The organism is Mycobacterium triplex (genome assembly GCF_000689255.1).
Lineage (GTDB): Bacteria > Actinomycetota > Actinomycetes > Mycobacteriales > Mycobacteriaceae > Mycobacterium > Mycobacterium triplex.
In genome coordinates this window covers 772,728-796,122 of sequence record NZ_HG964446.1, presented here as the reverse complement: position 1 = coordinate 796,122, position 23,395 = coordinate 772,728, and the positions used below count along the sequence as shown (strand labels likewise).

The window sequence follows — 23,395 nt, the reverse complement described above, 5'->3', positions numbered from 1 at the left end:
TTCGCTGCTTCATGGCGCCGGCCGCTGCGCTGTTGGTATCGATAACCGGGCGTAATGGCCGAATACGAACACCGAAAAGTTCTGCCGGACGGCTTGGAACATTCTTGGAGGGTTCGCCGGGGGTCCCCGCGGGTGCCGCGGGGCTTGCGCCACACCTTCGCGCCAAAATTGGCAACACGAAGACCAGCGCCCACGGGCCGAATCAACCAGTTGGCGTTGGAGCTCCTAGCGGAGGGGTTGGCCCGGGCGCGTTAGTTAGGCCACCAGACGCCGCGCGTTGGCTTCACCCAGTTGCCAGAGCGGGGCGATGTCCGCTTGAGCAAAGGTACGCCTGGCGCGCTTTAGCCCCCAGAGAAATAGCCCAAGCAATATACCCCAGAAGGGGAGCAGGAAACAGACGAAGACCGAGAGTAGCGAATTCACGACGATAATAAGAACCATGTATCCGCCAACCTTCGGCGCGAGAATCCTGGATAGATCTCCAGAGTTAAGGTTCTGCTGCCGCGTTGTGTGGTTGAGCACCGCCACGGTGACCCATTTTTCGCCTTTATTGGCATACCACACGGTAATTACGTCGCCCGGCTGCACGCTGACGTTATAATTCAATAGCGTCACGTCGCTCTGATTTCCGTCAGCCGTTTGTACACGGACCGTGTCGCGCACATCGGTCCTAATGCCCCCCGATAATCGATCTGAATACGCATCGTAGCGGACGGCGCCGTGAGTGTGGGTTGTGGTGCTCGACCCGAGAACGCGGCCTGTAACGGAAGAAAGTGTCCAGCTTCGGAATATTCCGCAGAATCTTGTGCCGTCAGGCTCGACACGCAGCGGGTGGGGCTGCAAATAGCCCACTGTCCGGTAAACCAATGGGAAGTTCAAGAGCAGCCAGGGGATGACAACAAAAATCGCCACAGATGCAGCAGCGTCGACGTCCATATTTGTCCTTCCATTTGCGCCTTCGCCATGCTCGGGCGTCTCGTTAGCTAACCCCCCCGGCATAAAAATTTGTCTGGTGTCCGCGGCCATGATATTTCGCGATGTTGGTCAAGGTCGCGCTGGAAATTCGCTCAATTCGATTAACTGAGCTACGTATTTGATAGCCCAGAGCCCCTCCTTAGACCAGCTCGTTCGTAGTTTGTCCGGGTTCGGGATGTAGTAGGAGACCCTGGGGCGGACGCCTTGGAACTTTCTTGGCGCAGATCGTAACGCGATATGGACTATTAAACGCGGTAAACGCTAAGCGGCGGGCCGATGCGGTCCATAACGGCCTTCGCGTTCAGCGCGTGGCCGACTTTTAGGTATCGCCCAGCGCGGGTGCGGCTCACAATGGAACCCGCGACGTCGCTGATCACCCGGAGGCCTGCAGCGCGATGGACGAAACTCGTCTGGAGTTCTATCTTCTTGGGCCGTTGCAGGTGTCACGGAACGGCAGGCCCGTCCAGTTGGGTACACCCAAACAGCGCGCGGTATTGGCCGCACTGCTGATCAATCGAAATCGCGCGGTCAGCATGGAGTCGTTGATCGACGCGACCTGGGATGAGTCGCCGGTGCCGGCAGCACGGACCAGCATCCACTCCTACGTGTCCAATCTGCGCCGACTGCTCGGCAATGCCGGGGCGGATCCGTACGCGGTGCTAGCCAGCGCATCGCCGGGCTACCGGCTCACCGTTGCCGCCGGCGATTGCGATCTGGAGCGGTTCATAACGCATAAGGCCGCAGGGATGCGCGCGGCCGCGGCAGGGCGATTCGAACAGGCCAGCAGTCACCTATCGGCCGCACTGAACGAATGGCGCGGCCCGGTGCTCGATGACCTGCGCGACTTTCCGTTCGTGGCGGCCTTCGCCACCGCGCTGGCCGAAGACCATCTGTCGACTCATGTGAGCCGGGCGGAAGCCGAAATCGCTTGCGGGCGCGCGGATGCGGTGATCGGTGACCTGGAAGCGCTCGCCACCAAGCATCCCTACCACGAACCGCTGTGGGCGCAACTGATCACCGCCTATTACGTCAGCGAGCGCCAGTCTGCCGCCCTTGAAACCTACCGACGACTCAAAGCCATCCTGGCGCACGATTTGGGCATCGATCCGGGACCGGCAGTCAGCGCCCTGCACGCGCGAATCCTGCGTCAGGAACGGCTGGACATCAAGCGGGCCGCCAAGACTACCGCGGCCAGAGCCGTGGCGGCCGCGCACCCGACCTCGCCCCGCAACGAGGTTGTCGCCTGGCTGTGCGGCGCGACCGGGCAGCACTATCCACTTCACGCGGCGATCACCACGATAGGGCGCCTTCCGGACAACGACGTCGTCCTCAACGACGACGACGTCAGCAGACACCACGCGGTAATCGTCGATACCGGAGGAAGTTTCATGATTGCTGATCTGAGATCGGCCAACGGGGTGCATGTTCAACACCGCCGACTCCGACCCAGCGCCACCCTTGTCGACGGTGATCGCATCAGCATCTGCGGTCACCACTTCATCTTCAAAACCCAACGGCCCTAGCTGCCCGCGAACCGGATTCATCGCCGCCGACGCGACTGATCACATATGGTGAGCCGGTGAAAGGCACGCCGTTCGGGCGTTATCGACTTATCGAATTGCTGGGCCGCGGGGGCATGGGTGAGGTATGGCGCGCCCATGACAGCGAAACGGACCGGATCGTCGCCCTGAAATTGCTACCCGCGCATTTTTCCGATGATGAAGAATTTCAGCGGCGATTCCGTCGGGAGGCCCATGCCGCCGCGCGGTTGAACAACCCGCACATCATTCCAATCCATCACTACGGCGAAATCGAAGGCCAGCTTTACGTCGATATGCGTCTCATCGAGGGGCGCGATCTGCAAGCTGTACTCGGCGAGGGGCCGCTGGCTCCCGCGCGCGCGGTGCGCATCATCGAACAGGTCGCCAAAGCCGTGCACGCGGCCCACCAGGCGGGCCTGCTGCACCGCGATATCAAACCGTCGAACATTCTGCTCGACGACGACGACTTCGCCTACCTCATCGATTTCGGCATCGCCCGCGCCATCAACGACACCCGAATGACCAAGTACGGCAACCCAATCGGCACGTTCGAATACATCGCACCCGAGCGTCTGGACAATCAGGCAGAAGAAGATGCGCGCGCCGACGTCTATTCGCTGGCTTGTGTGCTGTACGAGGCCCTGACGGGACACCCGCCTTTTCCCGGCGACACGATGGCGCAGCTGGTGGCGGCACACCTTCACATTCCTCCGCCTCAGGTCTCGGTCACCCGGCCCGACGTGCCCCCTGAGGTCGATCAAGTCATCGCGACCGGCATGGCCAAGGATCCCGACCACCGCTACACCACTACCGTCGAGCTGGCCGATGCCGCCCGCGACGCCATCACGATGCCGCTGGCACCGCGCGGCGCATCCACGCGGATTTCGGACCCGACCACCGCTCGCGCCCACGCGGACGCTCGTTTGCCACCTGCCCCCGACCTCGCCGCGACGCACCAGCGTCCGGTTAGCCCGTCCCCTGCCCCGGCAGCCGGTCCCGCTGACTACCGGCCCTTCCCCATCGGTGCACCGCCACAACGCCCCTCCCGACGGCGTCCGAGTTGGCTGATTGCAGTACTGGGCGTGGTCGTGATCGGAGTGGGCCTCGTCGTCTACGGCCCCGTGCGGGCACTCCTACACGGACACCAGCCGCCAACCCCAACCCCGACCGCGCAACCCGCGCCCGCACCGCCGACCGCGCAACCCACCCCACCTTCGGCGGGCCCCGTGTCCACGCCTGCATCTCCTAGCGCCGAGGTACCCGGGTTGGCCCCCTACGTCGGGGTCTGGCAGGCACACACCGGCAGGGTCGTCATCGACAGCACCGGCACCGGCCGCTTGACCTACCGAGGATGCACCGCCTGCACGACGCCAACGGAAAACACCATTGACTTCGCGCTCACCTCGGTGGCGAACGGCTTCGCCAGCGGAGCCGTTACGGCCAGCTCGGACGCGTTCTATACAGTCGGCGCACCGGTGACGGCCCATCTCGCCGCGGTCTTGCCCGGCCAACTCCTGGAGATGACCGTCAAAGGCATCGCCGAACTGCCGTTCTGCAATGGTCCCGCCGAGGCCGCCGGTCAATGCGGGGCCTGATCAAAGGACCGCCCACACCCGGTACGCGCTAATGCCCTTGCTGCGCAAGCATTTTCAGTGGCAAACCTCGGAGGCGGACCACAAGGCGCTACTCGCTCGGCGCCTTCGCGTCAGAACAAGTCCTTGTGGTTCACGTCGGTGATCAGGCCGCCGTCCATGATGAACTCACTGCCGGTGGAATAGGACGACTCGTCGCTGGCCAGGAACAGGATGAACGTCGCGACCTCCCGCACCTGCCCGGGCCGGCCCAGCGGAATGGTGACCATGTCCTCGGGCAGGTGTTTGGTCATCGGGGTCTTGATGAAGCCCGGGTGGACGGAGTTGACCCGGATGTTGTGCGGCGCCAGCTCCAGGGCGGCCGACTTGGCCAGGCCGCGCACGCCCCACTTGGACGCGACGTACGGGTGCACCATGGGCGCGCCGCGCAGGCCTTCGATCGATGACACGTTGATGATCGAGCCGCCGCCGGCCGCGATCATCGGCTCGACGGCCACCCGCATGCCCAGGAAGGTCCCGGTCAGGTTGACGTCAATGACCTTCTGCCACTTGGCCAGATCGAAGCTCTTGAGCGGGCCGAGCGCGACGGTTCCGGCGTTGTTGACCAGCACGTTGAGCTTCCCGAATTCGCCGATCGCGGTGGCGACCGCGGCGTCCCACTGGTCGGGCTGCGTGACGTCGAGGTGGACGTAGCGCGCGGAGTCGCCGATCTCCTCGGCCAGCGCCTTGCCCTGGTCGTCGAGGATGTCGCCGATCACCACCTTGGCGCCCTCCTCGACGAGCAGGCGCGCGTCTTCGGCGCCCATGCCGCCGGCTGCGCCACTGATGAGTGCAACTTTTCCGTCTACCCGACCCACGTGAGGGTCTCCTTTCGATTTAGGTGGTCACCAAAGTGCTTGGCGCGTAAAGGCCTTTGCCGGTTATCAGCGGCAGGTCGAGTGTGGTCCGAATGCCCGGCGGTGCGGCGATCACGGCCGGGATCGCGTTGACGATGCGGCCCGCGGCGCCGGCGATCGCGGCGTGGTTGTGGTCGCCCTTGCGGCTGCTCGGAATGATGTCCACGGCATACGACGGCTCGCCGGTGATCTCGACGCGGTACGAGCCGTCCCCGGAGGCGGGCTGGGGCAAGTCGGGGCGCAGGTCGGGCCGCAGCCGGGTGACGTGTTCGATCACGATGGCGGGGTGGCCCTTGACCATGCCGCGAATCTCGAACTGCAGCACCGCCACGGTGCCCTTGGCCACGTGGCCGACCGCGATGTCGAAGTCCTCCGGAGCCGGTTCGCGCTGGTAGGACTCGGTGATCTCGTCGACCTCGATGCCGAGGCCGGCGGCCAGCTGACGGATCGCGGTCCCCCAGGCGATGGACAGGACGCCCGGTTGCAACAGCATCGGAATCTCGTCCATGGGCTTGGCGAACCCCATGTAGGTCATGACTTCTTCGCCGTTGTACGACGCGTAGTCGTGAATCTCCATGCAGCGCACCTGCTCGATGCGCTGACAGGTCCCGGCCAACGCGAACGGGATCAGGTCGTTGGCGAACCCCGGGTCGACGCCGCTGATAAAGATGCTCGAATTACCTTGCTGGGCAGCGTCTTCCACGCGGGCGATGTACTTGTCGGGCATCACACCCCACGGGAACTGCAGCAGCCCGGGCGACGACCCGACCACGTTGATGCCGGCGGCGAGGATGCGCATGACGTCGGCCATCGCCTCGGGCAGCCGGGTGTCGCCCATCGCGCAGTAGACGACGCACTCGGGTTTGGCGGCGATGATGGCGTCCAAGTCGTTGACGGCCTTGATCCCGGTGACCGTGGGGGTATCCAGGCCGACGCCGCACAGTTCCCCGGCATCGCGGCCCACCTTTTCCGGCGTGGACACGTTGACGCCGGTCAGGTCGAACTGCGGATTCGCGATCAGTTCGGCCAGGGCCAGGCCTCCGACATTTCCGGTACCGACGTGCGCGACGCGGATCGCCATCTTCAGTCTCCGTCCCTTGAAGCCTGGAAAGCTTTTCTAGACACTAGTCCATAACTTCCGGGGTCTTGCGCGCCGGGAGCGCGATCGCCCGCGAGCGAGGAGACCCGGTCGCGATCGGCCGGCGTCTGGGCGGCCAGCTCGGCGGGGCCAGGAAGTGTTCGCACCCGAAAAGCATTGCCGGGCAACAACCACCAAGACCCGCGCAGTGCTACGCGTTATGGGTGAGTAGTTCTACTCAGCGGCCCGGTGAGCTACCGGGTCTTGTGCAGGTCGGCGAGCGAATTACGTAGTCCGCCGTCGATCCGGATCTGGATGCCGGCGACCGCAAACATGATCGCCGCGGTGACCAGGTGCACGACCGCGTCGGTGGTGTTGTTCGGAAAACTGAAGACGAGGGCGACCTGATGAGAGAAGAACGCCCAGATCCCCGGCAGCGCGCCGGCCGCGGCCGCAAGAATCAGATACAAAACCGACCATGACCTTCGCATCGCGAATACCAGGCCGGGTGCGAACAGGGCCAGACCCGCCACCGCGTGCCATCCGTTGTAATCCATCCCCAACAGCTGCACGGTCGGCGCGCCCGGACCGGTCGCGAAGCTGGGCTCGAGAATGAAACCGATCACGGCCTGGACCACGTGGACGATGCAGATGATCAGCAGGCCGATTTGAGCGAAACTCCACTTCATTGTGAACCTCCGGGATAGCCGGTGGCCCAAATACTACCCTTCGTAGTAGGCCGTGCCTAGGGCGCCGGCCCTACGGCCCGAGCGGAGACTCCGTGCGGATCGTCTCGTCGCGGATCAACCCGCGCAGCAGGGCGGTGCTGAACTCGGCGGCGATTTCCTTGGCGCTGCGCCGTCCGCTGGGCCGCAGCCAGCGGTAGCTGCCCAGCGTCATCCCGATGTAGCCCAGCGCCAGCACGTGAGAGTCGCACGGATAGAACTCGCCGTTGGCGATGCCGCGGTCGATCAGGCCGTGCACGTGGTGGTAGACCTGGGCTTCCTTCTCCCGGACCTCGGCGACCTGTTCCTCGGTGAACCATTCGGTGATGTAGGGCTGCTCCTGGAAGTACACCGCGGCCCGCTCGGGATCGCTCGCGATGCCCGTGAGCAGCCGAATCGTGTATTGATAGAGCGCCTCGCGGGCCGTCCAGGACGGGTCGTCGTGTACGGCGGCCAGCGTGCCCTCGGCGGCCTGGCGGTAGATGTCGAACAGGATCAGCGACTTGCTGGCGTAGTAGTGGTAGACGGTCGCCTTGTTCAGGCCGATGACGTCGGCGACGTCATCCATCCGGGTGCCGTGATAGCCCCGGGCGGCGAACAGCTTGGTGGCGACCGCCAGCAACTCCTCGCGGCGCGTCAACCCGTTGCGGGTGATGCTGTCGGATGTCATCTGTACTCACTATCGTCGCTACCAGCGGGGCCGAATGGGCGTGACTTCGGGCCCGGTCTAGGCAAAGTACCAATCAACTGGTTGGACAGTTTAGAGGTATCGGTGCCTGTCGCACCGGCGCGGATGCGACTAGACTTCGATATTCGAACTAGTCGCGAGTACAGAGGTGGGGCGATGGATCCGAGTCCGGATTACGACGGCAGCGACGAAATCGAATTCTTCATGAAGTATTTCACCTGGGGCCTGCGCGGGGTTGTCGACGGGAACGGGTACCCGCCGCCGGCCTACCCGCCCGTCTAGACAGACTTTTTCGCGTCCCGAACAAATCGCGGCTCCGCCCGCTGACGGCCAACCTCGGGTTGCACATTCACGTTGTGCCACAGGGCAATTGGCGCCCAGGTCAATGACCCCGCCTATCTGGCGCCGTAGGCGACGTCGAGGCGTTTGACCCCGTTGATCCAGCCCGATCGCAGTCGCTGCGGCTCGGCGAGCTTGGTGATGTCGGGTATCTGCTCGGCGAGCTCGTCGAATATCAGCTTGATCTCCATGCGAGCCAGGTTGGCGCCGATACAGTAGTGCGCCCCACTACCGCCGAAACTCAGGTGCGGATTGGGATTGCGCGAGATGTCGAACCGGAAGGGATTGTCGAAAACTTCCTCGTCGAAGTTGGCCGAACTGTAGAACAAGCCCACACGCTGGCCTTCCTTGACGGTGACACCGCCGAGTTCGACGTCGGCAAGGGCGGTGCGCTGGAAGCAATGCACCGGGCTGGCCCACCGGATGATCTCGTCGACCGCGGTGGCCGGGCGCTCCCGCTTGAACAATTCCCACTGCTCGGGGTTGTCGAAGAACGCGTTCATCCCGTGCGTCATGGCATTGCGCGTGGTTTCGTTGCCGGCCACGGCCAGCAGGATGACGAAGAACGCGAATTCGACGTCGCCGAGCGCATCCCCGTCGATGTCGGCCTGAATCAGGCGCGTGACGATGTCGTCGGCCGGGCAGCGGCGCCGCTCGTCGGCCATGTTGTAGGCGTAGGCCATCAGCTCGGCGTTGGCGACGGTGGGATCGCTGTCGAAGTCGGGATCGTCGGTGTTCATGATCGCGTTGGTCCAGTCGAACAACTTCGCGCGATCGGCCTCCGGCACGCCGATCAGGTCGGCGATCGCCAGCAGGGGCAGGTTCATCGCAACGTCGCCGACGAAGTCACCGTCTCCCTTGAGCGCGGCGGTGCGCACGATCTCGGCCGCCGCTGCGGCCAGCTTCTGTTCGAGCGAGGCGATCGCGCGCGGTGTGAACAGCCGCGACACCAGCTTGCGCAGCCGGGTGTGTTCGGGCGCGTCGTGGTTGATCAGCAAGGCCTTGGTCAGCTCGAGCTGCTCGGCCGTAACCCCGTCGGGAAGGCGCATGACGGCGCCCTTGCGGTTGGTCGACCACAGGTGACTGTCCCGGGAAACGGCCTTGACGTCCTCGTGGCGGCTGATCACCCAGTAGCCCCCGTCGTCGAAGACCGACTCAGGCTGCGGGTTCCACCACACCGGCGCCGTGCGGCGCAGCTCGGCGAATTGAGTGACCGGAAGGCCGGCCAGCAATACGTCGGGGTCGGTGAAATCGAAGTTCTCTCCGAACGGACACGTCGTTGTGCTCATGACGCCCGATCATACAGACAATTACCGGACGTATGACCGTCGACGCACGCCTCGTCGGATATCGTCGCGGTGTGCGGACCCGTGGATGGGGTGGCAGCGTGCCGGCCACCGACGAGGAGGCGGTAGCCCGCATCCTGGCGGCCACCCGCCGAACCATCGACGAGCGCGGCGACCAGATCACGCTGGCCGATGTCGCGCGCACGCTGAACGTGACGCGGCAGACGATCTACCACTACTTCGCCTCGACCGACGAGCTGCTGCAGGCGACCGCCCTGGACGCGACCGACGACTTCATGGACCACCTGGCGACGGCGCTGCACGGCATGACCGACCCGGCGGCGGCGCTGATCGAGGGCATTTGCCTGACCCTGGAACGCTTGCCGAAAGATCCCTACATCGGCCTGCTGCTGCGAGTGTCGCGCACCGGCGCGTTCGCCGAACAGGTCACCGTCACGAACGAGACCGCGCACGTGCTGGGACGCTCGATCTTGGACCGCCTCGACGTCGACTGGTCGGCATACGCTCCCGCCGCGATCGAGGACATTCTGCAGATCGTGCTGCGCACCTTGCAGTCGTTCATCCTGTCACCGCCGACCGGCGACGGGGCCGAATTACGCCGGCTGCTCGGTCTGTGGGTCGGTCCCGTCGTCGCGGCGCTACCGCGCGCCTAGCGAGCCACCGCGCCGAACGTGCTCTCATGGCGCGTTTCGGCCCAGATTTTCGCCACCAGAGCACGTTCGGCGGGCGAATTCGCTAAAGCGCCTTGAGTTCCTCGGCGACCTCGGTCACCGACTTCTTGGCGTCGCCGAACAGCATGCTGGTGCCCTCGCCGTAGAACAGCGGGTTGTCGATGCCGGCGAAGCCGGAGTTCATCGAGCGTTTGAGCACGATCACCGACTTGGCCTTGTCCACGTTGAGGATCGGCATGCCGTAGATCGGGCTGGACGCGTCGTTGCGGGCCGCCGGGTTGGTGACGTCGTTGGCGCCGATGACGATCGCGACGTCGGTGCGCGCGAACTCGTCGTTGATGTCGTCCATGTCCTTCATGGCGTCGTAGTCGACCTCGGCCTCGGCCAGCAGCACGTTCATGTGCCCGGGCATCCGGCCCGCGACGGGGTGGATGGCGTACTTGACCGCCACACCCTTGTCTTCGAGCAGCGACGCCATGTCCTTGACCGCGTGCTGGGCCTGCGCGACGGCCAGGCCGTAGCCCGGCACCACGATCACCTGGTTGGCGTAGGCCATCTGGATCGCCGCGTCGGCGGCCGAGGTGGCCTTGACGGTCTTGTCGCCGCCGCCGTCGCCGCTGGGCGCCACGCCGCCGCCACCGAAGCCGCCGGCGACGATCGCGGGGATGGACCGGTTCATCGCCTTGGCCATCAGGTTGGTCAGGATCGAACCCGAGGCGCCGACGATCATGCCCGCGACGATCATCGCGGTGTTGTTCAGCGCCAAACCGGCTGCGGCGGCCGACAGCCCGGTCATCGCGTTCAGCAACGAGATGACCACCGGCATGTCGGCGCCGCCGATGGGCAGCACCACCATCAGGCCCAGCACGCCGGCCGCGGCCAGCAGGCCGAGCATCCACCACAGCGACGCGCCGCCGGTGCCGGGATGGGCGTGCAGGCCCACGACGACCGCACACGCGATCGCCGCGACCAGCAGCAGCAGGTTGACCGGCTGCTGGGCCTTGCCGAAACCGATCGGCGAGCCGGAGATGATCTCCTGCAGCTTGCCGAACGCGATGATCGAGCCCCAGAACGAGATCGACCCGATGATCGCGGCGAACAACGAGGCCACCACGATGTGCACCGTCGGCGACTCGCCGTGCTGAAAGGCCGAAAAGCCTTGCGTCTCAAGGAATTCAGCGAGCGCGATCAGCGCGACCGTGCCACCGCCGACGCCGTTGAAGAACGCCACCAGCTGCGGCATGGCCGTCATCTTGGTGTAGCGGGCCGGCGGAACGCCGAGCGTGACGCCCACCACCAGGCCGGCGATGATCAGCACCCATTGGTCGGTGTGCCGGATCTTGACCAGGGTCGCCGCCACGGCCAGCGCCATGCCCACCGCGGCGATCAGGTTGCCGCGCACCGCGGTCTTGGGCCCGGTCAGGCCCATCAGGCCGTAGATGAACAGGGCGAACGAGAGGATGTAGAGGCCGATCACCAGATAGTTCATTTGGCGGCCGGCTCCTCGGTCTTGACGGGCACCGCTTTCTTCTTGCCCTTGAACATGCCCAGCATCCGGTCGGTCACGATGAAGCCGCCGATGACGTTAAGGGTTCCGAACACCACCGCGACGAACAGGATGATCTGCACCGCCAGCGACGGGTGCTCGACCGAACCGAACACCACCAGGGCGCCCAGCACCACGATGCCGTGGATGGCGTTGGTGCCCGACATCAGCGGGGTGTGCAGCGTGTTGGGCACCTTGGAAATCACGGCGAAGCCGACGAACCCGGACAGCACCAGGATCGCCAGGTTCGCTAACAGCTCGTCGTACATCTAGGAGTCCTCTCGATCGCGAGTCACACACGACTCCGCGATGATTTCGTCGTCGAAGTCCGGGGACAGCTTGCCGTCGGTGAGCAACAGATCCAGCAGGGCCGTGATGTTCTTGCTGTAGAGCTCGCTGGCGTGCTCGGGCATCGTCGCCGGCAGGTTCAGCGGCGAGGCGATGGTGACATCGTGGCGGACGACGGTCTGCCCGGGCTCGGTGAGCTCGCAGTTCCCCCCTGTTTCCCCGGCCAAATCCACCACCACGCTGCCGGGCTTCATCGCCTCCACCGCGGCAGCGGTCACCAGCCGCGGCGCGGGCCGGCCCGGGACCAGCGCCGTGGTGATCACGACGTCGAATCCGCTGATGGCCTTTTCCAGGGCTTGCTGCTGTTGTTCGCGTTCGGAGTCGGTGAGCTCGCGGGCGTATCCGCCCTCACCGGCCGCGTCGATGCCGACGTCGAGCCACTGCGCGCCCACCGAGCGGACCTGGTCGGCCACCTCGGGCCGCACGTCGTAGCCGGTGGTGCGAGCGCCCAGGCGTTTGGCCGTCGCCAGCGCCTGCAGCCCGGCCACCCCCACACCCAGCACCAGTACTGTGGCCGGCTTCACCGTGCCCGCGGCCGTGGTCAGCATCGGGAAGAACCGAGTCGACTCCGACGCCGCCAGCAGCACGGCCTTGTAGCCGGAGACGTTGCCCTGCGACGACAGCGCGTCCATCGCCTGCGCCCGCGAGATGCGCGGGATGGCCTCCAGGGCGAACGCCTGCACGCCGGCCTGCTTCAGCGCGCCGATCGAGTTCTCGGCATTGCGCGGCGCCAGGAAGCCGATCAGCGTCTGGCCGCTTTTCAGCTTGGCCACCTCGTCGGCGGTCGGCGGCGCAACCTTGACGACGACGTCGGCCGACCACGCGTCACCGATGGTGGCACCGGCTGCGGTGTAAAGCTCGTCGGGAAGCAACGCCCGCGCACCCGCACCGGACTCGACCACCACCGCCACGCCTCCGCTCACCAGGGAGGCAACCGCCTTGGGGACCAGTGCAACGCGGCGCTCATCGGTCCCGGATTCAGCAACCACCCCGATCGTCGTCTGCGCATCTGTCATGGCGCGTACATCTACTTTCCTTAGCTCAGCTGCCTTAATGCGAACCTCGTTGAGTTGAACACCCTAGCGGCCGCTACCAAAGCGGAATGTCTTGGCCGTGTTCCGACGCCGGCCGGGTCCCGAAGTAGCGCCGCTGCGATTCGTCGATCCGGACGTCGTTGATGCTGGCCTCGCGGCGCGCCATCAATCCCGACGGCGAGAATTCCCACAGTTCGTTGCCGTAGCTGCGGTACCACTGGCCGCTCGCGTCGTGGCACTCGTACTGGAACCGCACGGCGATCCGGTTGTCGTGGAAGTCCCACAGCACCTTGCGCAACGAATAGTCGAGTTCGCGTTGCCACTTACGGGTCAGGAATGCCACGATCTCGGCCCGGCCCACGACGTGCTCATCGCGGTTACGCCAGTGCGAGTCGGGCGTGTACGCCAGGCTGACTTTCTCGGGATCGCGGGTGTTCCAGGCATCCTCGGCGGCCTGGACCTTCCGCAGCGCTGTTTCGTAAGTGAACGGGGGGAACGGCGGACGAGATTCGGCGGCGTCGGTCATGTCTCCATCGTGCTCCACCGAAAGCGCCTGCACTTCGCCGAGACTGAAACCTGGCAGACCCGCGACGGCGGCGTGTCGTCCGCGTGGTTTCAGTGTCGCGTCGCCGACCGGAAACCAAGCCCCCCGACACGTGTCCTATCGTGACGGTCATGGACTTCGCGATGTCGGCTAAGGCCGCCGACTACCACAAGCGGTTGTCCGACTTCATGACTGAGTTTGTCTTTCCGGCTGAGGCCGCCTACGACAGCTACCGCCACGAGGCCGGCGCAGATGATCACACCGTTCCTCCCATTATCGAGGAACTCAAGGTCAAGGCCAAAGAGCGCGGCCTGTGGAACCTGTTCCTGCCGGCCGAGTCCGGGTTGACCAACCTGGAGTACGCACCGCTGGCCGAGCTGACCGGATGGAGCCTGGAACTGGCGCCCGAGGCGGTCAACTGCGCGGCACCGGACACCGGGAACATGGAGACCCTGCACCTGTTCGCCACCGAAGAGCAACGCAAGCAGTGGCTGGAGCCGTTGCTGGCCGGCGAGATCCGCAGCGCGTTCTCGATGACCGAGCCGGCCGTTGCCAGCAGCGACGCCCGCAACATCCAAACGGCCATCGTGCGCGACGGCGCCGACTACGTCATCAACGGCCGCAAGTGGTGGACCTCGGGTGCGGCGGACCCGCGCTGCAAGATCCTGATCGTGATGGGGCGCACCAACCCCGACGCGGCCAGCCATCAGCAGCAGTCGATGGTCCTGGTGCCGATGGACACCCCGGGTGTGACGGTGGTGCGCTCGACGCCGGTGTTCGGCTGGCAGGACCAGCACGGGCACTGCGAGATCATCTACGACAACGTCCGCGTCCCGGCCACCAACCTGCTCGGTGAAGAGGGGGGCGGCTTCGCGATCGCGCAGGCCCGGCTCGGGCCGGGGCGCATCCACCACTGCATGCGGGCTCTGGGCGGGGCCGAACGTGCCCTGGCCCTGATGGTGCACCGCGCGAACAACCGGATCGCGTTCGGCCGCCCGCTGGCTGACCAGGGCCTGGTGCAGCAGGCAATTGCCCAGTCCCGCAACGAAATCGACCAAGCCCGGTTGCTCTGCGAGAAGGCGGCGTGGACGATCGACCAGCACGGCAACAAGGCCGCACACCTGCTGGTGTCGCAGATCAAAGCGGTTGCGCCGCAAGTGGCTTGCAACGTGATCGACCGTGCGATCCAGGTGCACGGGGCGGCCGGCATCAGCGACGACACGGTGCTGGCCAGGCTCTACGGCTGGCACCGCGCCATGCGGATCTTCGACGGACCCGACGAGGTGCACATGCGAACCATCGCCCGTTCCGAAATCGGCCGGGAACAGTCCACCTTTGCCGCTGCGGTGACCCCACATGACTGAGGCGTTGCGAGAACTGTCCGGCGCGTGGAACTTTCGCGATGTCGCCGACGGTGCGTCTGCGCTGCGGCCCGGACGGCTGTTCCGGTCCGGGGAGCTGAGCCGCCTCGACGACGAGGGCCGGGATACGCTGCGCGAGTTGGGAATCACCGATGTCGCCGATCTGCGGGCGAACCAGGAAGTCGCAAAGCGGGGTCCCAGTTTGGTTCCGGACGGCATCGAGATCCACCGGCTCCCCCTGCCCGATCTCGGCGACGACGAGCGAACCGACGACGACGCCCCGCACGAGACCGCGTTTCGGCGCCTGTTCCAAGGCGACGCCGACCAATCCGACGAAGAGGTCAACGAGGCCGCCATCCGGCACATGATCGACGAGTACCGGCAGTTCCCCACCCGCAACGGGGCGCAACGCGCTGTGCGGCAAATCTTCTCGATGCTGGCCGCCGGGCGTTCGGTGCTCACGCACTGCTTCGCGGGCAAAGACCGCACGGGTTTCGTGATCGCGACGGTGCTGGAGGTGCTCGACGTCGATCGCGATACCATCGTCGCCGATTACCTGCGCAGCAACGCCGCGGTACCCCAACTGCGCGACCACATCTACGAGATGATCTCCCAGCGCTCCGATGTCGAATTGACCCCAGAGGTAGTCACATTCACCAAGGCCCGGCTGGCCGACGGTGTCCTGGGCGTGCGTCCCGAATACCTAGACGCCGCACGCCACGCCATCGACAAGGAGTTCGGCTCGCTGGACGCCTACCTGCGCGACGCAGGCGTCACACAGGCGGATGTGGACCGCCTGCGTGACGAGCTGCTCGTCTGACCGCTATCCGAGTTTGAAGTCGGCCTTCTTCGCCGCGGACAGGTCGGTGATCTGGTCCCACTGCGCGGCGATGTCGTCCACCGACGGCGGGGCGTCGAAGTTGAAGCCGTCGTTCTGGAACAGCGCGACGCGCTGCACCTTGCCGCCACCGACCACGAAAACCGATGCGCTGTTGGGGTTTTCCTCGGTGCACAGGTAGGCCACCACCGGCGCGACGTACTCCGGAGTGAGCTTCTCGAGCACCTCCTTGGGCAGGATGTCCTCGGTCATCCGGGTCGCCGCGATCGGGGCGACGGCGTTGGCGTGGATGTTGTACTTGGCACCCTCAAGCGCCAGGCTGTTGATCAGACCGACCAGTCCGAGCTTGGCCGCCCCGTAGTTGGTCTGGCCGAAGTTGCCGAACAGTCCGCTGGTGGATGTGGCGACGACCACCCGCCCGTAGCTCTGCTCCCGGAAGTGCGGCCAGGCGGCGCGAATGACGTTGTAGCCGCCGTACAGGTGGACCTTGAGCACGGCGTCCCAGTTCTCGAACGACATCTTGTGGAAGGTGCCGTCGCGCAGGATGCCGGCGTTGCTCACCACGCCGTGGATCGCGCCGAACTCGTCCAGTGCGGTCTTGATGATGTTCTCGGCGCCCTCGGGCTCGGCGACGCTGTCGTAGTTGGCGGCGGCCCGGCCACCGGCGTCCTTGATCTCCGCGACCACTTGGTCGGCCATGTTGTGGCCGGCGCCGGTGCCGTCGCGGGCTCCGCCGAGGTCATTGACGACGACACTGGCGCCCTCCTTGGCGAGGGTGAGCGCATACTCACGCCCCAGTCCTCCGCCGGCTCCGGTGACGACGATGACGCGATCCTGCACTCCGGGCATCAGGTTCCTCTCTGCAATTGACCAACGGGCTCCGGGGTTAGTGTGTCAAAACAGCCTGCGCGCCAATTTCAGGGCCCGGTCCGTGTACGGCGGGTAGGTGAAGCTGGACAGGTCGGGACGGGTCGGTTTGGTCAGCACCGACTTGCGGTGACTGAACTCCTCGAAGCCCCACTTGCCGTGGTAGGCACCCATTCCCGAGGCGCCGACCCCACCGAACGGCAGCTTGGCCGTCGACACCTGGAAGGCTAGGTGGTTGACCACCAGGCCACCGGCCGGAACGTCCCGGATCACCTTCTCGCGCACCTCGCGCGATTTGGTGAACAGGTACGCCGACAGCGGCTTGGGCCGCGCGTTGACGAAACGTATTGCGTCGTCCAGGGATTGGACGGTGATCACCGGCAGCAGCGGTCCGAAGATCTCGTTGGTCATCAGCGGACCGTCCGCATCGGGATCGACGACGACGGTCGGCTCGATGCGCAGGGTCGACGCGTCGCAGCCGCCGCCGGCGGTGACCTTACCGCCGGCGCCCTTGAGGTAACCGCTGAGCCGGTCGAACTGGCGCTGGTTGGCCACCTTCATCCCGGTCGGCCCCGCCGAGCGGTACTTGGTGATGGCCGCGCCGATCTTGTCGACGAGTTCGTCGCGGATCGTCGCGTCGGCCAGCACGTAATCGGGTGCGACGCAGGTCTGTCCGCCGTTGAGCAGTTTGATCCAGGCGATCCGCTTGGCCGCGACATCGATGTCGGCATCGGCCGCGACGATTACCGGGCTCTTGCCGCCGAGCTCAAGCGTGCACGGGGTCAGGTGCGGCGCCGCGCCTTCGTAGACCTTGCGGCCGATCTCGGTACCACCGGTGAACATCACCCGGTCCAAGCCCTGCGCGATCAGCTCCTGGCTCACCGCGCCGTCGCCTTCGATCACCGCGATCGCGTCGTTGTCCAGGTAGCGCGGCACCAGGTCGGCCATCAGGTGCGACGACGCGGCCGCGATTTCCGAGGGCTTGAGCACCACGGCATTACCGGCGGCGATCGCGCCGACCGCCGGACCCAGCGTCAGGTAGAAGGGGTAATTCCAGGCGCCGATGACCAGCACGGTGCCGTAGGGCTCGTACTGGACCCAGCCCCGGCCGGGCAGCTGCGAAGCCTCGAGGCGCGCGTACTTGCGTTTGGTCCACTTGTGCACCTTCTTGGCGGCATACCTCGCTTCGCCGATGGTGCCGGCGGTGTCGCCGATGAACGCCTCGAACGGATGGCGGTCCAGGTCTTCGGCGAGCGCGGCGTTGATCGCCGCGTCGTTCTCTTCCATCAATCGCGCCACCTGCAGCAGCTGACGCTTGCGCCACTGGACGTCACGGGTGCGCCCGGTGGCGAAAGTCTGGCGCAGCCGGGCCACCGTCGCGAGGATATCGGCGGGTCGAGCCCCCGACCCCGACGAAGCCCCGTTGGTGGACTCGGATGTCTTGGGTGCAACCGATTCGGTAGTCATCGCTGTCTTCCCCTCTCGCACCTTCCCGGGAATGCCCACAACTGTGCTCGCGGACACAAACGGGCGATAACCGCGATCCTAACCATCCGGTCGGTTGGGAAGTAAAGCAAGCTCCGCCGGGCGGGGCCGCCATGCTCGCCGACCCGGTCCGCGGTTATCCGGCGAACTGCCTGCTCAGCGCGTGGCCTGCGGTGCGTGCCACTACAACCGCTCCCCGATCACGAAGTTGGAAAATATGTCCTGATCGTCGGCAAGCGAGTGATCGTCGTTGCAACGCCCCAGCCTGCGCCTCTCGTCTGTCGAGCGGTGCAGCTCCGCGCGCCAGCCGTGCCGGTTCAGCCAGTCCGCGACATCCGCCCGATGCTCGTCGAAATACATCAGTTCCCCGGCGTCGGGGTTGCGCACCAGACCGATCTCGTCGGCCAACTTGCTCACGCGCTCGTGTATGTGAGTGCGCCGCTCTTGGGCACGCGCGGGGGCGGTTTCGGCCGCGACCAGGCTCCCGGCCGCGCTCAGCTCGCCGATCTGGGTGAACAACTTGTCCTGCGCCTCGGCGGGCAGGTACATCAACAGTCCCTCGGCCAGCCACGCCGTGCGTGCCGACGCGTCGAAGCCGACGGCGCGCAGCGCGGACGGCCAATCCTGCCGCAGGTCGATCGCCACCTCGCGGCGATCGGCGGACGCGCTTACGCCGTGTTCGGCCAGCGTCGTGGCCTTATAGGCCAGCACCTGGGGCTGGTCGACCTCATAGATCGCCGTACCGTCGGGCCAGTCCAGGCGGTAGGCGCGGGAGTCCAGTCCGGACGCCAGGATTACCACCTGCCGAATCCCGGCGGCCACGGCATCGGCGAAATAGTGGTCGAAGAAGTGCGTCCGGACCGCCACGTAACCACGAATGCGGGCGAGATGGGCCACGAACTCCGAGTCGAGCGCCGCCACCTTGGCGGCGACGGCCGGGTCGAGCATGGCCCCCCACAGGACCCCGATACCGGCGCCCGTGACCAGCAGTTTGGCGTACGGGTCCCGGATCAGCGCATCAGGCTGTTCGGATTCGACGGCTCGCGCCGCGGCGATCGTCACCGCCGTCGAGCCGACGCTGGTGGCGATGTCCCAAGTGTCGTCCGCGGTGCGAGGCATGGCTGGGACTTAACTTGCTCCCGGTTACAGCCGCTCCCCGATCACGAAATCGGAGAACGAATCCTTGTCGTCGTCCAGCTCGACGCTGGCGACCCTGCGGCCCACCCGTTCCATCTCGTCGATCGAGTTTTGCGACGTGGCGCGCCAGCCGTGCTGGTTCAGCCACTGGGCGACGTCCGCCCGGTTCTCGTCGCGATACATCAGCTCGCCGACGTCGACGCTTTGCTCGATACCGATCTCGTCGGCCACCCTCTTGAACCGTTCGCGCATCTGCTGACGCCGCTCGTCGGAGTGCGTGGGTGCGGTTTCGGCCGAGACGCGGCTGCCCGCCGGGCTCAGCTCGCCGATCTGGGTGAACAACTTGTCCTGCGCCTCGGCGGGCAGGTACATCAGCAGTCCCTCGGCCAGCCAGGCGGTGCGCTGAGACGGGTCGAAGCCGGCGGCCCGCAGCGCGGTCGGCCAGTCCTCGCGCAGGTCGACGGCCACCTCGCGGCGATCGGCGGACGGGGTGGCGCCGCTCTCGGCCAGCGTCGCGGACTTGTACTCCAGCACCTGGGGCTGGTCGATCTCGTAGACAGTGGTGCCGGCCGGCCAGTCCAGCCGATAGGCCCGCGAGTCCAGTCCGGACGCGAGGATCACGATCTGGCGGATCCCGGCGGCGACGGCGTCGGCGAAGTACGCGTCGAAGAAGTGCGTTCGCACCGCCTGGTAGCCGCGCATGTGGTGGATGCGGGCGGCGGATTCTTCGTCGATGGCTTCGATCTTGGCCACGACTTCCGGGTCGAGCATGGCCTCCCAGATGATCTCGGCCCCGGCATTGTTCACCAGCAGCCTGGCGTAGGGGTCGTGGATCAGCGCGTCGGGCTGCTCGGTTTCGATGGCCCGGGCGGCGGCCACCATGACCGCGGTGCTACCGACGCTGGTCTTGATGTCCCAGGTGTCGTCGTGTGTGCGAAGTGAACTCATCGGCGGTGCTCCAGGTTTTGTTCGGTTGGGGTCAGTGCGATGGTCCGCCGAAGCACGCGCGCAGCAGCGTGCTGCGGACGGCATCGTCGGCCAGGTCTTCGGGGACCGCGCGGCCCAGGCGGGCCATCTCTTCGCGGTTGTTCACGGCCTTCACCTGCCAGCCGTGGTCGGTCAGCCACTCGGCGGCATCGGTTCGGTCCGGCTCGTGAAAGGTCAGCGCGTGCACGTTGACGTCCAGGCCGAGGAGGCGTCGTCGAGGTCGGTCATTTCGGCGCCATGATACCCGAAAAAGTTAGTTAGCCTATGCGCTTTGTGCGCGATCTCACTGCGCCCGATGGGTGGCTAGCGCGCCTTGAACAGCGCGCCGTCCAGTAACTGACCGAGCATTCCGGTCACTGGCTGCATCTCCTGATAGCTCTGCACATAGCCGGCATAGAAGCCGACACCGCACAGCACCACCAGCAGCGTCTCGATCAGCGCATGCGCATCGAACGGGACTGCGAACTCCCCCTGCTCGATTGCGTCGTTGATGACACGTGTCAAAAAATCCCGGCAAATCCGTATCGCGTCATTTTCGGATTGGCTCAATTCGGGGTGTCGCTGACATTCCAGAATCGAGCTGATCAAAAACGCCGAGGCCGCCGGATGCTCGGAATTCGTCGCCACCGCCGCCGAGATGAATCCGGTCAGCTTCGCCATCACGCCGGTCTCGCGCTCCGCCTGCGCAATGCCGGCGCCGAAGAGCTGTTCGGAGGTTTGGCTCAACACTTCCCGATACAGCACCCGCTTGCTGGAAAAGTAGTGGTTGATGGCCGGCCGGGTCAGATCGGCGCGCACCGCGATGGCCTGGAAAGTCGCCCCCTCGTAGCCGCGTTCGCTGAACACCATGCGCCCGGCGCGCAAGATTCTCTTGCGCGTCTCGTCTGCCTTCGCGGCGGGTGGACGGCCCGGCCGGCGCCTCGCCGTTGACGGCACCGTTAGAGTGTGCCACCCGTTCGGGTGGGCATTAAGGCATTTGGCGGAATATCGCCAAACTTTCCCGCTTTGTAGTCCTCAAGTGCTTGGATCAATTCCGCCCGCGAGTTCACCACAAAAGGTCCGTAGTGGAAAACCGGCTCACGAATGGGTTGCCCGCCCAGCAGTAACACATCCATTGCCGAGGTCGATGACGATTCACCGGAGGCAGCAGCCACCGTGATCCGATCGCCGGGCCCGAGCACAGCTAATTGCCCCTGGTGTATCGGATGAGCGACCGGGCCGACAGCACCACTGCCGGTCAACACATAAAGCAGCGCGTTGAAATCACGCCGCCACGGAACGTTGAGCCTGGCCCCGTTTTGAATTGTGGCGTGCGCCAGCGTGATTGGGGTGTGAGTGACGCCGGGACCGCCGCGGCCGTCGATCTCGCCGGCGATGATGCGGATCAAGGCCTCGCCGTCGTCGGAGGCGAGCAGCCTGGCGTCGTGGCCTTCGATGGCCTGATACCTCGGCGCCGCGAACTTGTCCTTCTTCGGCAGATTCACCCAGAGCTGGATGCCGTGGAAAAGACCGCCACTTGCCACCAATTCGGCCGGCGGGGTCTCGATGTGCAGGATGCCGGACCCGGCCGTCATCCACTGCGTCGCACCGTCAGCGATCAGGCCGCCACCGCCGTGGGAGTCCTGGTGCGCAAATTTGCCGTCGATCATGTAGGTGACGGTTTCGAAGCCGCGGTGCGGGTGCCAATCGGTACCCCGCGGCTCTCCCGGCTCGTAGTCCACCTCCCCCATCTGGTCCATGTGCACAAACGGGTCCAGGGCGGCGGCGCTGACGCCGGCGAATGCCCGGACGACCGGGAACCCTTCGCCCTCGTATCCGCGCGGCCCGGTGGTGATCGACCGGACCGGGCGTTCGGTCTCCTCCGGGCTGGCCGCGTCGACCCGGGGCAACGTCAAGGTGTCTGCGGTTATGGCAGGCATGTCGACCTCCTTCGCTAATGGCCACCGGTATAACCGGACCAGAGTCCGTTTATTCCGCACTGTCATAGGATGGCCCGGTGGAGCCGACCGAGGACGAGCCCCAGCCCGCGGTCGCTCCTGCCGCCGCTGCCGGCGGGCGATTCGGGGCATCGATCAGAAGCGCGAGCTACCTGCGCAAGTGGTTCCCGCTGGGCATCACGATCGGGGTCATCTCGGGGCTGGGCGCGGTGGCGTTCTATCTGGTCCTGAAATACGCCGGCGATTTCCTGCTCGGCTATCTGGCCGACTACCGCATCCCCACGCCGGTGGGCGAGGGCGGCAGCCACGGGTCGCCGGGCTTCACCCGTCCGTGGGCGATTCCCTTGGTGACGACGGGCGGGGCGCTGCTGTCGGCCTTACTGGTGGCCAAGCTCGCACCGGAAGCCACCGGGCACGGCACCGACGAAGCCATCGAGGCGGTGCACACCGACCCCCGCGCGATCCGCTTCCGGGCGGTGCTGGTGAAGATGGTCGCCAGCGCATTGACCATCGGCTCCGGCGGTTCGGGCGGCCGCGAGGGCCCGACGGCACAGATCTCCGCCGGCTTCTGCTCGCTGCTCACCCGGCGCGTCGGCCTGTCCGACGAGGACGGTCGGATCGCGGTGGCGCTGGGCATCGGAGCCGGTATCGGGGCGATCTTCGCCGCGCCGCTGGGCGGGGCGGTGCTGGCCGCATCGATCACCTACCGCGACGATTTCGACTATCGCTGCCTGCTGCCCGGATTCATCACCTCGGGCACGGCGTACGCGGTGCTCGGTGCGTTCCTGGGCTTCGACCCACTGTTCGGCTACATCGACGCCGAATACCGCTTCGAGAAGGCCTGGCCACTGCTGTGGTTCGTGGTGATCGGTCTGGTCGCCGCGGCGATCGGCTACCTGTACGCCGTCGCCTTCCACGCTTCGGTCCGGCTCACCCGCCGGCTGCCGGGCGGACCGATACTCAAGCCCGCGATGGGCGGCCTACTGGTCGGTCTGCTGGGTCTGCTGATCCCCGAGATCCTGAGCAGCGGCTACGGCTGGGCCCAGCTCGCGGCCGACCGCGGGTCGCTGATGGCAATCCCGCTGTGGGTCGTCATCGTGCTGCCACTGGCCAAGATCGCCGCGACCTCGCTGTCGATCGGTAGCGGAGGCTCCGGCGGGCTGTTCGGCCCCGGCATCGTGATCGGCGCCTTCGTCGGCGCCGCGGTCTGGCGCATCGGCGAGCTGTCCGGATTGCCCGGCATACCCGGCGGTCCGGGCATCTTCGTCGTGGTCGGCATGATGAGTTGTTTCGGCAGCGTCGCCCGCGCCCCGCTGGCGATCATGATCATGGTCGCGGAGATGACGGGCTCGTTCTCGGTGGTGCCCGGAGCAATCATCGCGGTGGGGATCGCGTCGTTGCTCATCTCGCGCACCAACGTGACCATTTACCGAGCGCAGCGGCTCAACCGAGAGACCGCCGAGGCCGAGCGCGCGCGCCGCGCCACGCCCCGGTAACCG

General features: G+C 65.9%; 23 protein-coding genes and 1 pseudogene. 7 read left to right on the top strand and 17 right to left on the bottom strand.

Translation table 11 applies throughout. From position 1 onward, the window contains the following. Nucleotides 1–255: 255 nt before the first annotated feature. Nucleotides 256–936, bottom strand: coding sequence for a hypothetical protein (locus tag BN973_RS30935; protein ID WP_139830049.1), 681 nt, complete (start codon nucleotides 934–936; stop codon nucleotides 256–258). 434 nt (nucleotides 937–1,370) lie between these two features. On the opposite strand from BN973_RS30935, the gene BN973_RS03640 reads away from it, so the two are divergent. Beyond that, nucleotides 1,371–2,498: a BTAD domain-containing putative transcriptional regulator gene (locus BN973_RS03640; protein ID WP_036465966.1), complete on the top strand. Its 1,128-nt coding sequence runs from the start codon at nucleotides 1,371–1,373 to the stop codon at nucleotides 2,496–2,498. 56 nt (nucleotides 2,499–2,554) lie between these two features. Then, a complete protein-coding gene (locus BN973_RS03635; RefSeq protein ID WP_084163290.1) occupies nucleotides 2,555–4,111 on the top strand; it encodes a serine/threonine-protein kinase in 1,557 nt (518 codons plus the stop codon). Nucleotides 4,112–4,221: 110 nt separating this feature from the next. Here BN973_RS03635 and BN973_RS03630 read toward each other — a convergent pair whose 3' ends face one another. The 4 genes from BN973_RS03630 to BN973_RS03615 form a co-directional block, all read right to left on the bottom strand. Continuing rightward, a complete protein-coding gene (locus tag BN973_RS03630; RefSeq protein ID WP_036465965.1) occupies nucleotides 4,222–4,965 on the bottom strand; it encodes a glucose 1-dehydrogenase in 744 nt (247 codons plus the stop codon). Between the two features lie 19 nt (nucleotides 4,966–4,984). After that, nucleotides 4,985–6,085 carry an NAD(P)H-dependent amine dehydrogenase family protein gene (locus BN973_RS03625; protein WP_036465963.1) on the bottom strand — a complete coding sequence of 367 codons (1,101 nt, stop codon included), beginning with the start codon at nucleotides 6,083–6,085 and terminating at the stop codon, nucleotides 4,985–4,987. Between the two features lie 251 nt (nucleotides 6,086–6,336). Further along, on the bottom strand, nucleotides 6,337–6,771 hold the full coding sequence (locus BN973_RS03620) for a DUF4383 domain-containing protein (protein WP_036465960.1): 435 nt from the start codon (nucleotides 6,769–6,771) through the stop codon (nucleotides 6,337–6,339). Nucleotides 6,772–6,841: 70 nt separating this feature from the next. Further along, nucleotides 6,842–7,477, bottom strand: coding sequence for a TetR/AcrR family transcriptional regulator (locus BN973_RS03615; protein WP_036465959.1), 636 nt, complete (start codon nucleotides 7,475–7,477; stop codon nucleotides 6,842–6,844). A gap of 174 nt (nucleotides 7,478–7,651) precedes the next feature. On the opposite strand from BN973_RS03615, the gene BN973_RS30930 reads away from it, so the two are divergent. Then, nucleotides 7,652–7,777 (top strand): hypothetical protein, encoded by a 126-nt coding sequence (locus tag BN973_RS30930; RefSeq protein WP_139830048.1) that lies wholly within the window; start codon nucleotides 7,652–7,654, stop codon nucleotides 7,775–7,777. A 113-nt stretch (nucleotides 7,778–7,890) separates the two neighbouring features. Here the strand turns inward: BN973_RS30930 and BN973_RS03610 are convergent, their stop codons facing one another. Next, entirely contained in the window at nucleotides 7,891–9,123 is a 1,233-nt protein-coding gene (locus tag BN973_RS03610; protein WP_036465958.1) for a cytochrome P450, read from the bottom strand. A 71-nt stretch (nucleotides 9,124–9,194) separates the two neighbouring features. Between BN973_RS03610 and BN973_RS03605 the strand changes: the two genes are divergently transcribed. Continuing rightward, nucleotides 9,195–9,794: a TetR/AcrR family transcriptional regulator gene (locus BN973_RS03605; RefSeq protein ID WP_036471999.1), complete on the top strand. Its 600-nt coding sequence runs from the start codon at nucleotides 9,195–9,197 to the stop codon at nucleotides 9,792–9,794. Nucleotides 9,795–9,876: 82 nt separating this feature from the next. On the opposite strand, the gene BN973_RS03600 is transcribed toward BN973_RS03605, so the two are convergent. The 4 genes from BN973_RS03600 to BN973_RS03585 all read right to left on the bottom strand — a co-directional run bounded on the left by BN973_RS03600 (nucleotide 9,877) and on the right by BN973_RS03585 (nucleotide 13,266). After that, on the bottom strand, nucleotides 9,877–11,301 hold the full coding sequence (locus BN973_RS03600; RefSeq protein ID WP_036465956.1) for an NAD(P)(+) transhydrogenase (Re/Si-specific) subunit beta: 1,425 nt from the start codon (nucleotides 11,299–11,301) through the stop codon (nucleotides 9,877–9,879). Continuing rightward, nucleotides 11,298–11,627: an NAD(P) transhydrogenase subunit alpha part 2 gene (locus BN973_RS03595; protein ID WP_036465955.1), complete on the bottom strand. Its 330-nt coding sequence runs from the start codon at nucleotides 11,625–11,627 to the stop codon at nucleotides 11,298–11,300. The genes BN973_RS03600 and BN973_RS03595 overlap by 4 nt, the downstream gene beginning before the upstream one ends. Further along, nucleotides 11,628–12,722, bottom strand: a complete 1,095-nt coding sequence (locus tag BN973_RS03590) for a Re/Si-specific NAD(P)(+) transhydrogenase subunit alpha (RefSeq protein WP_036465954.1) — start codon at nucleotides 12,720–12,722, stop codon at nucleotides 11,628–11,630. It lies immediately after the preceding gene. A gap of 73 nt (nucleotides 12,723–12,795) precedes the next feature. Then, on the bottom strand, nucleotides 12,796–13,266 hold the full coding sequence (locus BN973_RS03585; protein ID WP_036465953.1) for a nuclear transport factor 2 family protein: 471 nt from the start codon (nucleotides 13,264–13,266) through the stop codon (nucleotides 12,796–12,798). Between the two features lie 161 nt (nucleotides 13,267–13,427). Here BN973_RS03585 and BN973_RS03580 point away from each other — a divergent pair, with 161 nt between their 5' ends. After that, nucleotides 13,428–14,648, top strand: a complete 1,221-nt coding sequence (locus BN973_RS03580) for an acyl-CoA dehydrogenase family protein (protein WP_036471998.1) — start codon at nucleotides 13,428–13,430, stop codon at nucleotides 14,646–14,648. Then, entirely contained in the window at nucleotides 14,641–15,465 is an 825-nt protein-coding gene (locus tag BN973_RS03575) for a tyrosine-protein phosphatase (protein WP_036465952.1), read from the top strand. The genes BN973_RS03580 and BN973_RS03575 overlap by 8 nt, the downstream gene beginning before the upstream one ends. A 3-nt stretch (nucleotides 15,466–15,468) precedes the next feature. Here the strand turns inward: BN973_RS03575 and BN973_RS03570 are convergent, their stop codons facing one another. The 7 genes and pseudogenes from BN973_RS03570 to BN973_RS03540 all read right to left on the bottom strand — a co-directional run bounded on the left by BN973_RS03570 (nucleotide 15,469) and on the right by BN973_RS03540 (nucleotide 21,878). Next, nucleotides 15,469–16,332 (bottom strand): SDR family oxidoreductase, encoded by an 864-nt coding sequence (locus tag BN973_RS03570; protein ID WP_036465951.1) that lies wholly within the window; start codon nucleotides 16,330–16,332, stop codon nucleotides 15,469–15,471. A 45-nt stretch (nucleotides 16,333–16,377) separates the two neighbouring features. Continuing rightward, a complete protein-coding gene (locus BN973_RS03565; protein ID WP_036471997.1) occupies nucleotides 16,378–17,817 on the bottom strand; it encodes an aldehyde dehydrogenase family protein in 1,440 nt (479 codons plus the stop codon). A gap of 201 nt (nucleotides 17,818–18,018) precedes the next feature. Next, a complete protein-coding gene (locus tag BN973_RS03560; RefSeq protein ID WP_036465950.1) occupies nucleotides 18,019–18,954 on the bottom strand; it encodes a class I SAM-dependent methyltransferase in 936 nt (311 codons plus the stop codon). A 24-nt stretch (nucleotides 18,955–18,978) separates the two neighbouring features. Beyond that, nucleotides 18,979–19,920, bottom strand: coding sequence for a class I SAM-dependent methyltransferase (locus tag BN973_RS03555; protein WP_036465948.1), 942 nt, complete (start codon nucleotides 19,918–19,920; stop codon nucleotides 18,979–18,981). A 31-nt stretch (nucleotides 19,921–19,951) separates the two neighbouring features. Then, nucleotides 19,952–20,173: pseudogene (locus BN973_RS03550) on the bottom strand (SAM-dependent methyltransferase); the annotation flags it as partial. An 89-nt stretch (nucleotides 20,174–20,262) separates the two neighbouring features. Further along, nucleotides 20,263–20,895, bottom strand: coding sequence for a TetR/AcrR family transcriptional regulator (locus BN973_RS03545; protein WP_084163289.1), 633 nt, complete (start codon nucleotides 20,893–20,895; stop codon nucleotides 20,263–20,265). 2 nt (nucleotides 20,896–20,897) lie between these two features. After that, nucleotides 20,898–21,878, bottom strand: coding sequence for a pirin family protein (locus tag BN973_RS03540; protein WP_036465945.1), 981 nt, complete (start codon nucleotides 21,876–21,878; stop codon nucleotides 20,898–20,900). 77 nt (nucleotides 21,879–21,955) lie between these two features. Between BN973_RS03540 and BN973_RS03535 the strand changes: the two genes are divergently transcribed. Further along, entirely contained in the window at nucleotides 21,956–23,392 is a 1,437-nt protein-coding gene (locus BN973_RS03535) for a chloride channel protein (RefSeq protein WP_036465944.1), read from the top strand. Nucleotides 23,393–23,395 lie beyond the last annotated feature (3 nt).

What these genes read in the sequence shown, in the direction of transcription:
- BN973_RS03555 (WP_036465948.1), bottom strand. Translation starts at nt 19,920, where the DNA reads ATGAGTTCACTTCGCACACACGACGACACCTGGGACATCAAGACCAGC.
- BN973_RS03570 (WP_036465951.1), bottom strand. Translation starts at nt 16,332, where the DNA reads ATGCCCGGAGTGCAGGATCGCGTCATCGTCGTCACCGGAGCCGGCGGA.
- BN973_RS03615 (WP_036465959.1), bottom strand. Translation starts at nt 7,477, where the DNA reads ATGACATCCGACAGCATCACCCGCAACGGGTTGACGCGCCGCGAGGAG.
- BN973_RS03560 (WP_036465950.1), bottom strand. Translation starts at nt 18,954, where the DNA reads ATGCCTCGCACCGCGGACGACACTTGGGACATCGCCACCAGCGTCGGC.
- BN973_RS03620 (WP_036465960.1), bottom strand. Translation starts at nt 6,771, where the DNA reads ATGAAGTGGAGTTTCGCTCAAATCGGCCTGCTGATCATCTGCATCGTC.
- BN973_RS03625 (WP_036465963.1), bottom strand. Translation starts at nt 6,085, where the DNA reads ATGGCGATCCGCGTCGCGCACGTCGGTACCGGAAATGTCGGAGGCCTG.
- BN973_RS03600 (WP_036465956.1), bottom strand. Translation starts at nt 11,301, where the DNA reads ATGAACTATCTGGTGATCGGCCTCTACATCCTCTCGTTCGCCCTGTTC.
- BN973_RS03575 (WP_036465952.1), top strand. Translation starts at nt 14,641, where the DNA reads ATGACTGAGGCGTTGCGAGAACTGTCCGGCGCGTGGAACTTTCGCGAT.
- BN973_RS03590 (WP_036465954.1), bottom strand. Translation starts at nt 12,722, where the DNA reads ATGACAGATGCGCAGACGACGATCGGGGTGGTTGCTGAATCCGGGACC.
- BN973_RS03540 (WP_036465945.1), bottom strand. Translation starts at nt 21,878, where the DNA reads ATGCCTGCCATAACCGCAGACACCTTGACGTTGCCCCGGGTCGACGCG.
- BN973_RS03595 (WP_036465955.1), bottom strand. Translation starts at nt 11,627, where the DNA reads ATGTACGACGAGCTGTTAGCGAACCTGGCGATCCTGGTGCTGTCCGGG.
- BN973_RS30930 (WP_139830048.1), top strand. Translation starts at nt 7,652, where the DNA reads ATGGATCCGAGTCCGGATTACGACGGCAGCGACGAAATCGAATTCTTC.
- BN973_RS03565 (WP_036471997.1), bottom strand. Translation starts at nt 17,817, where the DNA reads ATGACTACCGAATCGGTTGCACCCAAGACATCCGAGTCCACCAACGGG.
- BN973_RS03580 (WP_036471998.1), top strand. Translation starts at nt 13,428, where the DNA reads ATGTCGGCTAAGGCCGCCGACTACCACAAGCGGTTGTCCGACTTCATG.
- BN973_RS30935 (WP_139830049.1), bottom strand. Translation starts at nt 936, where the DNA reads ATGGACGTCGACGCTGCTGCATCTGTGGCGATTTTTGTTGTCATCCCC.
- BN973_RS03610 (WP_036465958.1), bottom strand. Translation starts at nt 9,123, where the DNA reads ATGAGCACAACGACGTGTCCGTTCGGAGAGAACTTCGATTTCACCGAC.
- BN973_RS03585 (WP_036465953.1), bottom strand. Translation starts at nt 13,266, where the DNA reads ATGACCGACGCCGCCGAATCTCGTCCGCCGTTCCCCCCGTTCACTTAC.
- BN973_RS03640 (WP_036465966.1), top strand. Translation starts at nt 1,371, where the DNA reads ATGGACGAAACTCGTCTGGAGTTCTATCTTCTTGGGCCGTTGCAGGTG.